The organism is Algoriphagus sp. TR-M9 (assembly GCF_027594545.1).
GTDB classification, from domain to species: Bacteria; Bacteroidota; Bacteroidia; order Cytophagales; family Cyclobacteriaceae; genus Algoriphagus; species Algoriphagus halophytocola.
This window is the reverse complement of sequence record NZ_CP115160.1, coordinates 4,060,878-4,074,609: the sequence shown is the minus strand read 5'-3', so window position 1 is coordinate 4,074,609 and position 13,732 is coordinate 4,060,878. Positions and strand designations below refer to the sequence as shown.

The 13,732-nt window shown below is 44.3% G+C and carries 10 protein-coding genes; 4 read left to right on the top strand and 6 right to left on the bottom strand.

The annotated features are described in order from the left end of the window. Positions 1-11: 11 nt before the first annotated feature. On the bottom strand, positions 12-2,063 hold the full coding sequence (locus PBT90_RS17415) for an alpha-L-fucosidase (protein ID WP_396127651.1): 2,052 nt from the start codon (positions 2,061-2,063) through the stop codon (positions 12-14). Between the two features lie 130 nt (positions 2,064-2,193). On the opposite strand from PBT90_RS17415, the gene PBT90_RS17410 reads away from it, so the two are divergent. Then, positions 2,194-4,437: a TonB-dependent receptor family protein gene (locus PBT90_RS17410; protein ID WP_264807776.1), complete on the top strand. Its 2,244-nt coding sequence runs from the start codon at positions 2,194-2,196 to the stop codon at positions 4,435-4,437. 399 nt (positions 4,438-4,836) lie between these two features. Beyond that, positions 4,837-5,400, top strand: a complete 564-nt coding sequence (locus PBT90_RS17405) for a hypothetical protein (RefSeq protein WP_264807775.1) — start codon at positions 4,837-4,839, stop codon at positions 5,398-5,400. A 209-nt stretch (positions 5,401-5,609) separates the two neighbouring features. Here the strand turns inward: PBT90_RS17405 and PBT90_RS17400 are convergent, their stop codons facing one another. Next, complete coding sequence (locus tag PBT90_RS17400; RefSeq protein ID WP_264807774.1) at positions 5,610-7,514, bottom strand: ABC-F family ATP-binding cassette domain-containing protein; 1,905 nt, start codon at positions 7,512-7,514, stop codon at positions 5,610-5,612. 299 nt (positions 7,515-7,813) lie between these two features. Here PBT90_RS17400 and rlmN point away from each other — a divergent pair, with 299 nt between their 5' ends. Beyond that, positions 7,814-8,881, top strand: a complete 1,068-nt coding sequence (gene rlmN / locus PBT90_RS17395) for a 23S rRNA (adenine(2503)-C(2))-methyltransferase RlmN (RefSeq protein WP_270130367.1) — start codon at positions 7,814-7,816, stop codon at positions 8,879-8,881. Positions 8,882-8,937: 56 nt separating this feature from the next. Beyond that, positions 8,938-9,414: an outer membrane beta-barrel protein gene (locus tag PBT90_RS17390; protein ID WP_270130365.1), complete on the top strand. Its 477-nt coding sequence runs from the start codon at positions 8,938-8,940 to the stop codon at positions 9,412-9,414. A 129-nt stretch (positions 9,415-9,543) separates the two neighbouring features. Here the strand turns inward: PBT90_RS17390 and PBT90_RS17385 are convergent, their stop codons facing one another. The 4 genes from PBT90_RS17385 to PBT90_RS17370 are packed head-to-tail and all read right to left on the bottom strand — an operon-like array spanning position 9,544 to position 13,522. Further along, complete coding sequence (locus tag PBT90_RS17385; RefSeq protein ID WP_270130363.1) at positions 9,544-10,479, bottom strand: rhomboid family protein; 936 nt, start codon at positions 10,477-10,479, stop codon at positions 9,544-9,546. Between the two features lie 2 nt (positions 10,480-10,481). Beyond that, positions 10,482-11,273, bottom strand: a complete 792-nt coding sequence (locus PBT90_RS17380) for a rhomboid family intramembrane serine protease (protein WP_264807770.1) — start codon at positions 11,271-11,273, stop codon at positions 10,482-10,484. After that, positions 11,266-13,122, bottom strand: coding sequence for a DNA mismatch repair endonuclease MutL (mutL, locus tag PBT90_RS17375; protein ID WP_264807769.1), 1,857 nt, complete (start codon positions 13,120-13,122; stop codon positions 11,266-11,268). Before mutL ends, PBT90_RS17380 begins: the two co-directional genes overlap by 8 nt. Then, complete coding sequence (locus PBT90_RS17370; protein ID WP_264807768.1) at positions 13,115-13,522, bottom strand: hypothetical protein; 408 nt, start codon at positions 13,520-13,522, stop codon at positions 13,115-13,117. Before PBT90_RS17370 ends, mutL begins: the two co-directional genes overlap by 8 nt. Between the last annotated feature and the right edge of the window lie 210 nt (positions 13,523-13,732).

Sequence of the window (13,732 nt, the reverse complement as noted above, 5' to 3'; positions counted from 1 at the left end):
CTTGGGCTTAATTATTTGGTCAAAACACCTATTTCTGCGAAAGTGGCTGCATTTCCGTCTGCTGTTTTGGTGGCAGTAAGACGGATGAATTTGCCTTTGACTGCGTCAAAATGAATGAGCTGCTCAATTGGGCTGTTGACGATATTAGAAAATTCACCGGCAGCTACTTGCTGGAAGTTTCTGCCATCGCTGCTCACCTCGAAAACGTAATTGGTGATAAAACCACTAGGATATCTTGCCTGCATAGGCAGGTAGGTGAATCCGGTCAGCTTGACTTCCTCGCCCAGGTCAATGGTCACCCTATTGCTGTTGCTTGTTAGGTAGCTGTGTCGATTTTCGTCCATAAGTCTCTCGCCATTTTCCTGGTCTGTTGTCCATTTTGCTTTGGCTAAATCCACTTCTATGGTGATGCTTTCACTTTTTTCTCCGGATTCGGGATTGACGGAAATCGCTTTGATGGTACTGGCTTTGTCCACCAAAAAAGGAGCTGTATAGCGTGAGCTTTCGGTGGAAGGTGCTGATCCATCCAGGGTATAATAAACCTCTAAACCAGTTTCTGGTCTTGCCAAGGTGATTTCACCTGCCTTGTTTCTGGAATAGGCAGGAGGCAGCATGAGCTTCGGTGCATTGTAGATCCCTAACTCAGAGATGACCGGAATGTCCTTGCTATCAGTAATGCGGATACGAAGCGCACTGGCAGTTACATCTGGGAAGCGGAGAATTCTCTTGTACCCGATTGTGGTGCCTTCAGCGATTTTCTCCCAGCTGTCCTTATTTTTCATTTCCAAAACAAAGCTTTTCACCCGTTGGCCAAGTGGCGTGTATTCTTGCAAAAGCAGTCTGTTGAAAGTGATTTCATTTCCAAAGTCTAGGCTTATTTCCCCGGTTTTTCCTCCATCAGATGTGGACCAGTAGGTTTCATAATCCCCGTCTAAAATATTTTCTACCTCATATCCGGTACCTCTTTCCTCGCTTGCAGTAGCGCTGGCCTGGGGAGCCAGATTATTGGCAAAATCCTCCTTGACCTTGTTGGCAAGTTTCATTATCGCATCCACATCATTTTCATGGATTAGTCCTCTGGTGTCAACAGGGAAATTGATTAGGAGAGAACTGTTGCGGCCAATGCTTTTATAGTAAATCTCCAATAACTCCGGGAGTGTCTTGACCTTATGGTCTTCGTATTTGTGATAGTACCAGCCCGGACGTATGGACACGTCAGACTCTGCAGGTACCCAATGGGTACCGTTTTCCTGCCCGGAGGCATATTTTTCAGGGTAGCCCGGCATGCCTGCATAGACGGAGTCGCGCATCAGGTTTGACCAGGTGGTCTCATAGGCAAAGCCATGCTCATTTCCCACCCATCGCACATCAGGGCCTGCATCACTGAACATCATCGCACCAGGCTGTAGCTCCCGCACCAGAGCATGCACACTTGGCCAGTCGTAATAGGTTTTCTTGTCTACTTTTCTTACCTCATTGGCACCTCCGTAGTATCCGTCACCTCCATTGGCGCCGTCAAACCAAACCTCGAAAATATCTCCATAATTTGTCAGCAACTCAGTGAGCTGATTTCTCATGTAAGTAATGTATTCCGGCTTGCCATAGTCTGGATGATTTCTGTCCCAAGGGGAATAATAAATCCCGAACTTCAGTCCATATTCTTCACAGGCTTCAGCCAGTTCTTTGATCAAATCTCCCTTTCCGTCTTTCCAGGGGCTGTTTTTGATGGAATGCTCGGTGTATTCAGAAGGCCAAAGCACAAAGCCATCGTGATGTTTTGCGGTAATGATGAGCCCTTTCATGCCTGCCTCGGCGGCTACCTGGGCCCATTGTCTTGGTTGAAGATCGGTGGGGTTGAACATCTCGGGTTTTTCATCACCAAAGCCCCACTCCCTATCCGAGAAGGTGTTCATGTTGAAGTGGACAAAACCGTAGAACTCTAGCTCTTGCCAAGCGATCTGTCGGGGTTCCGGTACGGGCAAAACAGGGGAAGGAGGAGCAGCTTTTTCGCTACAAAAACTTAACGAAAGCAATAAAACGAACCAAAGTGTATTTCTCATCATAGGAATATTAAGTCTGAAAATTAGGGCTTTTGCCTGAATTTTGGAAGTGGTATGTGATTAATAGCCATTAAGCATGACCTTTGGTGGAAACAGTTTACATTCTTCACATTAAAGCCATTAATTTGCTTTCATGAATAAAATTCTCACACTTTTCCTCTTTTTCTTATGCTCCTGGGCAAATGCTCAGATCGTTTTGAAGATAGCCGATGTAGACAGCAGAGAACCCCTGGCTAATGTACGGGCAAGCGCAGGGGGAGAACTATTGGGCCGTAGTGATCAACGGGGAGAGATGAGGATTTCCTCATCAGAAAGCTTACTCCTGCACTTCGAACTGGAAGGCTATGAATCCATGAGCAGAGAAGTGGGTCCGGGAAAGGAACTGACTCTATTGATGGCGAAGCGTATCATGAACCTTTCGGAGGTTACTGTTTCGGCTTTTGAGTCTGAGCGTCCGATTCTTGAGCAATCCTCTTCCATTGCTGTGGTTACTGAGCAGGATTTCAGCAGATTCAATGAGACTTCCATTGTCAACTCATTCAATACCAAACCGGGAGTTCGTATAGAAGAACGAGCTCCCGCCAGCTATAGGATTTCTATTCGGGGCAGTTCCTTACGTGCTCCGTTTGGGGTCAGAAATGTGAAAGTGTACTGGAATGAAGTTCCCTTTACAGCCCCGGATGGTACCACTGCACTGAACTTGCTGGATCTATCCAATATCCGAAATGCAGAAGTAATTAAAGGTCCATCGGGAAGTATCTATGGCGCTGGAAATGGCGGAGTGGTGAATTTACACAGTCCTGCTAATCCAGTGGGAGGAAGGCTTTCTGCAGATTTTATGGCAGGGGATTTTGGGATGAGCCGCTATCGATTGGGAATTTCCCAGCAAGTGGGAAATGGTGGATTTGAGGCTTCTTACGTAAGCCAAAAATCAGATGGCTATAGGGAGCACTCCGCGATGGACAGGCAGGTTTTTCAATTGGGAGGCTTCTTCGATGTTTCTGCAAAGCAGGAGATCCGTACCCAACTATTGGTTTCTGATCTGGATTATCAGATTCCGGGTGGGCTAAATGCCGATCAATTGGCAGAGGACCCTACCCAAGCTAGACCTGGATCTGTGGGGCAGAACAGTTCCATTGCCCAGCAATCTGTTTTCGCTTCCATCGGGCACCTGTATAGATTTTCCTCAAAGTTTAAAAATTCTACCACACTCTACCTGAACACCAATGATTTCGAAAACCCATTTATCCTAGATTATAAAAAGGAATTGGGTTTTGGATATGGAGGAAGAACGGCATTTACTTTTGATGGAAAATTAGCCGGAAAAGACCTGAGACTCATCGCTGGAGGAGAATACCAAAGCAGTTTGACGGATGCACAGAATTTTGGAAATAGAGCCGGAGTGGCTGATACGGTACGTTTTGCAGATAAACTGCGGGCTACTCAAGGATTTTTATTTCAACAGGCAGAGTGGAACCTGAGCGAGGATTTGATGCTGACCATAGCATTAAGTGAAAACTTCAGCAGCTTGGAAGTGGATCGGCAGATTGACGCTTCTGGAGGGACTACCGGTTTGCAGACCAGAAAATTTGACCCCATTGTGGTTCCAAGGTTTGCGGTGAATTACCAATTCAACACCTATTCCGGGGTTTATGGAAGTATCAGTAGCGGCTTTTCCCCTCCAACCATTGACGAAGTAAGGACAAATGAAGGGAGTTTGAATCTTGACTTAGAAGCTGAAAAAGGGGTCAATTATGAAGTTGGTTATAGACTGGGAAAAGGAAAGCTGAATTTGGACCTAACTGCTTTTTACTTCAAGCTTGATCAGACCATCACCACTTACACTAATCCCCAAGGCGTGGTACTTTTCCGAAATGCAGGTTCCACTGACCAAAAAGGGATAGAAGCAGCGATTGATTATGCTTTAATCCGAAGTCAAACGGCTTTTGTCAGAGATCTAAAAATCGGTACCGCCTTTACGGGGAATTATTTCACTTTTGCAAATTATCAACAAGGAGACAATGACTTCTCAGGAAATGACCTGACCGGAGTATCTCCAAATACGCTAGTTTCCCGTTTGGATCTTCGAACTGCCCCAGGTTTTTACCTGAATTTCACCCACCAATACGTAGATGAGATCCCACTAAATGATGCGAATACAGTTTATCAGGATGCTTACAATTTGGTGAATACCCGATTCGGCTGGGCGAGAAGTTTTGCTGGAAAGTGGGAATTGGAAGCTTTCGCAGGTGTGGACAATTTGCTGAATGAAAGCTATTCCTTAGGCAATGATCTTAATCCTTTTGGCGGAAGATACTATCAGCCTGCCCCGACTAGGAATTGGTATGGAGGGGTGAAAGTGGGGTTTTTGTATTGAGTTTTAGACGCTAGTAGCTAGACGTTAGACAAGAGATTTTAACGTCATTGCGAGAAGTGAGGTACGAACGACGAAGCAATCCGTTCTAGAAGGGAGATTGCTTCACTCCTTCGTCGTTCGCAATGACGAGCTAAATATGGCCCCATTTGGCCCCGTTTGGCGCAAGTCTTCCTGACTTGTGCCTATATTAATGCAGTCTCCAGACTGCTATCATAGTAAGGTTGCGATGTTTTTGCAGTCTGAAGACTGCATTGTCTTAAGTCCAAGTCTGAAGACTTGAACTAAAAGTGTAACTTCCCCTTAGATTCCATAGTCTGGTTGGAAACGAAAAATAATTTAAAGGGGGCAGCGGGGTTTTTAGAGCAAGTATTAATCACATGAGATTTTAGACAACTTGTAATGAAAAAAAGCAAGGAAAAAGTAATGGTAAGGCTCAAAAGGAATTTCCCATTCATTGAATTAAGCCTGATGGGGTTCTATGGATTTATCATTGTTATTAGTATTTATAAGCTGTTCATTAGACATGAAATGGAATTCGTCTGGATTCTAATTGGAGTCATCCTTGCTCTTTTGGCCTTTGGAATTTTTTTCAGCAATTCAAATAAGATTTTAACAGTAACTGATGAAAGGCTTCATATCAAAAAATGGTTGTCTGGGCAGCGATTTGATTTTTACCTGAAAGACATCAAAGGATTTGACCTCAAAGAAAATTATGACCGGTTTGGTCTTGTAAAACACGTGAGGATAATTACTAAGGATAATGAGATATTTGAATTCATTAAAATGAATTATTCAAATTATGACAAATTAATTCCAGGACTACAAAGAGCTGGTCTACCATTTTTAGGATCAGTAGAATTAAAATCAAAATACAAACATATTTATGCTTTAATTGGAGCAATATCTAGTGCCCTAGCTGTTTTAGGGTTTTTCCTAGTTCAACTTATGAAAGTGATAAAGTAAAAATTGTGCTATAAGCAAGTCAGGTTTGTTCCAACATATTTCTACTGAATACCTGAGTCAATAAGAGATTGCTTCACTCCTTCGTCGTTCGCAATGACGACCTAAATATGGCGCAAGTCTTCAGACTTGTGCCTACACTATGGCAGTCTGAAGGCTGCATTATCAAAAGTCCAAGTCTGAAGACTTGAACTAAACGCAGCAACAGCCACCTACTCTATCCCATCCAACTCACTCAATTCCAACCAAGTCAATTCCAATTCTTCCAGTTCTGAATCGATTGCTCCGATGCGATTAGATTGCTTGATCAGTTCTTCGTGATCAGCTATTCCTGCAGCTATTTTAGCAGTGATTTCAGCCTTTTCTTTCTCCAATTTGGCAATGGAAGCATTCACTTCCTTAAACTCATTCTTTTGCTTAAAGGTGGCCTTAACTTTTTCTGGAGCTTTCTCCTCTTGATACTTGCTACTTGCTACTGGAGTCTTTTCCTCTTGACTCTTGGATCTTGGCTCTTGATTCTTGTTTTCTTTTTCCCATTCCCTGAAATCCGTATAGTTTCCAGGAAAATCCTTGATCTCTCCTTCTCCTTCGAAAACGAACAAATGCTCCACCAATCTATCCATGAAATACCTGTCGTGAGAAACGATGATCAAACAGCCCGGAAAAGTATCCAAAAACTCCTCCAGCGTATTCAAGGTCATCAGATCCAGGTCATTGGTAGGCTCATCGAGAATCAGGAAATTAGGATTCTTGATCAGGACCATTAAAAGTTGCAATCTTCTGCGCTCACCACCACTTAGCTTAGCGATAGGCGTGTGCTGCTGCTTGGGAGGAAAACCAAACTGGGTCAAAAACTGGGAAACGGTAATCGTAGCACCTCCAGCTATGGTCACTACTTCGGCGACTTCCTTTACAATATCCAACAGACGTTTTTCCTCATCAAAACTACTTTCTTCCTGCCTGTAATACCCAAAAGCAGTGGTCTGTCCAATAGAAACTTTTCCAGAGTCAGGTGCCAGTTGCCCAGTGATCATATTCAGAAAAGTGGTCTTGCCAGCACCATTTGGTCCTACGATTCCGACTCTATCTTTCTTTTTGAAGGTATAGGAGAAGTCATTGACGACGGTTTTGTCACCAAATGCTTTGTTTATTTTTTCGATCTCAATGATCTTATTGCCCAATCGCTGAGTAGTTACGGTCAACTGGATATCCCGCTCCTCACGCTTCTGGGAGGCTTTTTCTTTGGTTTCTTCGAAAGCATCCACGCGGTATTTTGCTTTGGTGCTTCTGGCTTTTGGCTGACGGCGAATCCATTCCAGTTCCTTTTTGTAGAGGCTTTTGGCTTTTTCGAGCTCAATGTCCTCGATTTCCATTCGCTCGGCCTTTTTATCCAGGAAATACCCGTAGTTGCCTAAGTAGCGATGGACTTTACCCTGATCAAGTTCCAGGATTTCATTGGTTACTTTCTCGAGGAAATATCTATCGTGAGTTACCATGAAAAGGGCCAGATTAGCTTTTGCCAAGTAGTCTTCCAGCCATTCGATGGTTTCCAGATCCAAGTGGTTGGTAGGCTCATCGAGCAGCAACAAATCAGGTTTCTCCAAGATGGCTTTTGCCAAAGCTACCCGCTTGCGCTGTCCGCCTGAGAGCGTTCCCACAGGAAGATCAGTATCATGAAGACCCAATTTGCCCAAAACCTCTTTTACTTGATATTCGAAATCCCAAGCCTGGAAGGCATCCATTTTCTCAAAAAGCTTGGTCATCTTTTCGGAATTATCTAAGCCCCGCTCGGCTTCCAGCATAGCTTTGTGATAGTCTTCGATCACCTGAAGAACCTCCGAATTACTCTGATCGAAGATGGTTTGGTAGATGCTCATCCTCCCTTCAAAAACCGGGTTTTGGTGTACGTAAGCTACTTTCACCTGCTGGTTGATCGCCACGTTTCCGGTATCTGGGATTTCCAGACCCATGATGATTTTCATGAGCGTAGACTTGCCGGCACCGTTGATGCCGACCAGGGCGATTTTTTGTCCTTGGGAGATGCCAAAAGAGATATTGGAAAAAAGCCTGCGCTCACCGAAGGCTTTACTGAGGTTATCGACCGAAAGGTAATTCATGCCGCAAAAGTAAGGAAAAGGCGGGGGAGAATTGCTTTAATTCAAATCATGTTGATTTGAATCAACATTTTAACTAATCAAAATGTAATCGAATCAGCTCATTTTAGAATCAATTTTGACTCAAAATTACCGTGAATTGAGCCGTATTTAGTAAGAATTCCAATTTTCTTGAGCCGTATTTCACATTGAATAACCAACTATTTTTCGAAAAGAATTCAAGAACCTCTTAAATCTTGGCTCTCTAATCTTGATACTTACACCTAGCTTCTTGCTACCCTGAAAATCCTTACCTTTGCAGCATGGAAGCAATTCAGAAAAAAGACATCCGTAAGCTATCACTAGCGCAGTTGGAAGAATTCTTTTTGGCACATGGGGAAAAGAAATTCCGCGCCAAGCAGGTCTATGAGTGGCTGTGGAATAAGTCTCTGAAGAACTTCGATGAGATGAGCAATATCTCACTGAGCACCCGAGAAATGCTGAAAAATCATTTTGAGATCAACCATATTCTCGTGGATCTCATGCAGCATTCTTCTGATGGTACCATCAAGAATGCGGTGAAGCTTTATGACAATAAGATTGTGGAGTCTGTCTTGATTCCAACGACCAAACGGATTACGGCTTGCGTTTCTTCCCAGGTGGGCTGTAGTTTGGATTGTAATTTTTGTGCTACCGCACGGTTGAAGCGTATGAGAAACCTGAATCCGGATGAGATCTATGATCAGGTGGTGGCGATCAAGGATGAGGCGGAAAAGTACTTCGACCGTCCACTCACCAATATTGTTTTTATGGGAATGGGCGAACCCTTGCTGAACTATGCCAATGTGCTGGAAGCCATCGATAAAATCACTTCCCCAGAAGGACTGGGAATGGCACCCCGGAGAATCACCGTTTCCACCGTGGGAGTGACCAAAATGATCCGCAAACTGGCAGATGATGAAGTCCGCTTCAATCTGGCTGTTTCCCTTCACTCTGCGATCAATGAAACCCGTTCACTCCTGATGCCTATCAACGACAGCAATCCGGTGGAGGAATTGGGAGAGGCACTAAAATACTGGTACAGTAAGACCAAGCGTAAAGTAACCTATGAATACGTGGTGTGGGACGGAATCAATGACGACGAGCGTCATGCCCGAGCGCTCGCAAAATTCTGTAAAATCATCCCTTCCAAAGTCAACCTGATCCAATATAATCCCATCGACGAGGGAGATTTCTGTCAAGCCAAACAAGAGGCTGTGGATATGTATGTGCGGGTTTTGGAGTCTCAGGGCATCATTGCCAAAGTCAGAAAATCCCGTGGCCAGGATATAGATGCTGCCTGTGGGCAATTGGCGAATAAGAATGAGGTAGCAGATTTAACTGAAGAATAAGATTTGTTTCTTAGCTAAAAGCCACCTAATTTCTTGCCCAAAATACACTTGTACTGATGAAAAAAGTTTTCTGGATTTTTTGCTGCGTTATGCTTATCTCCCCGGTGTCAATCGCACAGACCCAAGATCAGGGAAATGCCCGTTTTCACGGCTACGGCACTTATGGTTTGCGCTATCAAAACTTCGGGGCCGGGGCTGGAATAGAATATTTCTTTGTGGACAAATTTGCCCTGATGCCGAGTTTCACTTTTGTGTTTCCGCAGGTAGGCAAGGAGAGTAATTTCAGTGCCGACTTGAGGTATTATGTATCTGATGGCCCTTCGCAACTCTATTTTATGGTAGGCTATAGCCAAACTTGGCAGGACACCCAGCCCGATGGAGCAGGTACGCGACGGAACTCAAAAGGTGCAAATATGGGCGTAGGTGCTTATATCAGGATTACCGAAGGAATAGGTCTCAGCACTGAGTTCCGCTTCCAAAGCCCCTACCCGAGAGAAGTTGGATTTAGGGTAGGATTGGCGATTCCACTGTGATTTAATGTATCAAGTATCAAGATATTAGAGCCAAGAACCAAGATTCAAGAAGGTAAAACTTAGATTCGAGAATCCGGATTCGTCTAAACTCTGTCTAATGTCTAACTACTTGATAATAAATACTTCGGATCACTTTTTCGAAAACTCAAACAGTTTCCGCTTCTCTTCTTTGTTCAGTGCTTCGTAACCACGATCAGCGATTTTGTCCAGGATTTTATCGATTTCCTCTTGGGTGGTTTCTGCAGGATCTACAGGTTTGGGACTGCTCTTAGTGGATTTGGTAAAGGAGGAAAAACTACCACTGCTCTTAGGTTTGCGATAGCTGACCTTTACTTTTTGCCTTCTTTTTCCTGAGAAAAGATCTTCGAAAAATATCCCGACCTTTTGCACCGGTACGCCCAGATCCACTCCTCTTCGCAGCTGAACTATATAGAGGTAACCCAGCAAAGCTCCCCCTAGGTGCGCCAGTTCTCCTCCTGCATTTGCACCGGCAGAATTGGCAAAAGAGAGCAAAACGTAAAACATAGCGATGTATTTAATCTTCACCGGACCTATGAGAATGAGGAAAAAAGTGGTATTTGGACTGAGTGTAGCTGCCCCCACCACTATAGCAAATACACCTGCACTGGCTCCCAGCATCAAGGAACTGTCAATGGATTCACTGAAATACGGTGCCAGATTATAGATCAGCACATAGAAGGCTGCCCCTGCCATTCCTCCCAGGATATATAGGTTGGTGAGTTTTCTACTGCCCAGAAACTGATGCACCAGCTGGCCAAACCAGTATAGAAAAAGCATGTTGAAGAGGATGTGGAAAATCCCTTCGTGCAAAAACATGTAAGTGAAAATACTCCAGGGCTGCGTGATCAATCTAGACAGTGAAGCCGGCATCATCAAGTACTGTAGTGCTTCTGCGTACAGGTTGCCCAGCCCACCTATGGTCATAAATACGCGTACCACCAAGACGGCAAAGAATACGAGAATATTGATTGCAATCAGCTTGTAGAGGCTATTATCAGTATGCTTAAAAGCATTTCGAAGATTTTCCCAAAAGTTACCGTACATTTCTAATAGAAGCTATTTCTGTCTTTTTTCCATCGATAAACTAACACCCCGCCTATCAGTAATCCACTCAAATGTGCAAAATGTGCCACATTATCCAGCGGGTTATTCACCAATACGTTATAAATCGTGTATAGGCCGTAGAAAAGCACCAGATATTTTGCTTTGATGGGCATAGGCGGAAAAAGCAGGAATAGCTGCGTATTGGGGAAGAGCATGGCAAAGGCGATCAATATCCCAAACAAGGCACCGGAAGCTCCTACCATAGGTACGTTTCCTTGTATGTCCACGATCGCGTCTAAGGTCTGTTTTGCCTGGGAGATTTTCTGCGGATCATCTGGGTTACGGCTATAATCATCCACAAAATCAAAGACTGTACGCTGAAAAAAGCCGCGGTTTTCTACTACTAGTTTGTTGAAAGTTTCCGGGTCAGGGTTATTTTGAAAGACCGCCACTTTGGTTTCCAGATCGTTCATGCGGTAAGCAGTATAACCTGAATACAAAATCCCCGAGCCAATGCCACAGACCATCCACAGTGTCAATAATTTTTTTGGTCCCAAAAACTGCTCCAGCAATGGCCCGAATATCAATAGCCCAAACATATTGCTGAACAAGTGCCAGAAATCTGCATGCATAAACATGTAGGTCAAAAACTGGAAAGGCTTGAAGTAGGGACTATGAATGTAATAAAGTGCAAACCACTCGCTCAACTGAGGAAAAATGAATGCGCTTACCAGGAAGAGCACCACATTGGCCAGTAGGAGGTTTTGTACTATAGGGGTGATATTTCTAAACATGTGATTTGCCGAAAAAAGATTGAATACTGCTTAAATCCAATTTTACGAAGGTTTTGTTCCCTCCTAAACCATAATTTGGATTTTGGCAGGCAAAAAGCTGCCCTACCAGGGTTTCCATTTCTTGTGAATTTAATTTTTGCCCTCTTTTGAGGGAGGATTTACGAGCCAAAGAGCGTGCGAGATTTTCACGGGTATCTAGTGAAAGCTCGTTTTTGAAGTTTTTAAATTGTTCCAGAAGTCCCTCGAAGAGCTCTTTTTCATTTTTCACCTGAATGTCCGCAGGAACACCCTGAATGATGATGGTGTCCTTGCCAAATTCCGATACCTGAAAGCCTAAGTTGTGCAATTCTGGCAAAATATCCATCACCAGGGCAAAGTCTGCCGAGCCCAGCTGCACTGTAGGAGGGAAGAGGCACTGCTGGGAAGTTCCTTGGGCTAGTTTCAGCTGGCGCAAATAGCGCTCATACAGGATGCGCTCATGGGCGGTTTGCTGATCTATGATCAACATACCTGTGGACATCTGGGCCACTACGTAGTTTAATTCCACCTGAAAGGTAGTGCCGGCCTGCTCTTCTTCCGCAGGTTTGGGAATGGCAGGAAGGGATTCCTCTGGATTTGCCCGGCTAGAGAAGGTGAGCACCTCACTTTCTTGCTGGCTGTCCCGAGTGTCGGGCATGTTGTTTTTTTGTTGATCATTTTCAAAGAGCCGCTCCCAGCCTGAGGCATCTGTTTTTTTGAACTCAGGGGTGTTGAAGGACTTATAGCTATATTCCCGATCTATCTGTGCTTTCTTCTCCGGGTCCTTGTCCCACTTCTCACTGAAGTTGACATCAAAGCTGAAATCCAGGGCAGGAACTACGTGATGCGCTCCCAGAGCCTGTTTTACAGCAGATCTGATCACAGAGTAAATGGTACGCTCATCATCAAATTTAATTTCAGTTTTGGTCGGGTGGACATTGATGTCTATATGTGAAGGATCTATGTCCAAAAAGAGTACGTAGAAGGGATGCTGATCGGTCTGGATGAGGCCTTCATAAGCAGAGCTGACCGCATGGTGCAGGTAGTTGCTTTTGATGTAGCGGTTATTCACAAAGAAAAACTGCTCACCCCGGGTTTTTTTTGCACTTTCAGGTTTGCCGATGTAGCCTTTGACATTGATATGTGGCGTGAGTTCTTCGCAGGCTACAAGATTGCCTTTGTAGTTTTTGCCAAATAGGCCCACGATTCGCTGACTGAGTTTACCTGAAGTGAGGCTATAGACCTCCAGGTCTTGCTGATAAAGTGAGAAACTGATTTCCGGGTAAGAAAGGGCTACGCGCTGAAATTCCTCTACGATATGCTTCATTTCTACCGGGTTGGATTTCAGGAAATTTCTGCGAGCTGGCACGTTATAAAACAGGTTTTTCATGGAAACTGAGGTTCCAGGATTTCCTGCACAGGGTTCTTGTTTTTTAACCTCAGACCCTTCGATCTGAATCAGTGTGCCCAGTTCGGAATCTGCTTGCTGCGTCTTCAATTCCACCTGGGCCACGGCAGCTATAGATGCCAATGCTTCACCTCGGAAGCCAAAGGTCCGGATGGAAAATAAATCTTTGGATTGCCGGATTTTGGAAGTAGCATGTCGCTCAAAGCTCATCCTAGCGTCCGTTGCAGACATTCCTTTCCCATTATCTACTACCTGAATGAGCTGCTTGCCTGCGTCCTTGACGATTACCTGTACTTGAGTGGCGCCAGCGTCTACAGCATTTTCCAGTAATTCTTTCAAAGCGGATGATGGCCGCTGCACTACCTCTCCAGCCGCAATCTGATTTGCGATTGCATCTGGCAGGAGTTGGATGATATCACTCATGTTTCTTCTTGGGTTTGAGCCTGAAGAAATAGTAAATTCCGACTACAATAGCCACAACATAGGCTAGGTATTCAAATACAATCGGCCCAAAATAAACATAGCCAAATATTGATCCCAAAAGCAAAAGAAAGATGAAAGTACGGATCATGGCAGTGGAAGCGAATACATTGGCTCCGTCACGCTCTTTGATTCCTTTGTGCTGGGCAAAAGATCCACGAATTCCCGATCCATAGCCTAATTCCCTTCTTTCAGCATCAGATTTGATTAACCCTTCTGCTTCCAGTTCACTTTTGATTCTCGAAGTCCGCTGATCGATTTCCTCCTTCACGGGGTCATAATATCGCGGTTTGATATCAAAGCGCATGGGAGCTGCCGTACGGAATATGGAAGGAAATTTCATGTGTTTATAATTTTTTTTAAGGTCACATGGAATCTTCGCATGAATTATAATCATCCCTCTGTTTGTCGCTTCGGGTCATGCTTGATTTCATAGCACTATGTTTTTTATTTCTTGCTTCACCTTAGTGGAAAAAGGTCATCTGGATAGATAAGTTCCGATAGATCTACCAGATATCAAATTTATGACCTTTTAAACCCACTTTACGGTTTA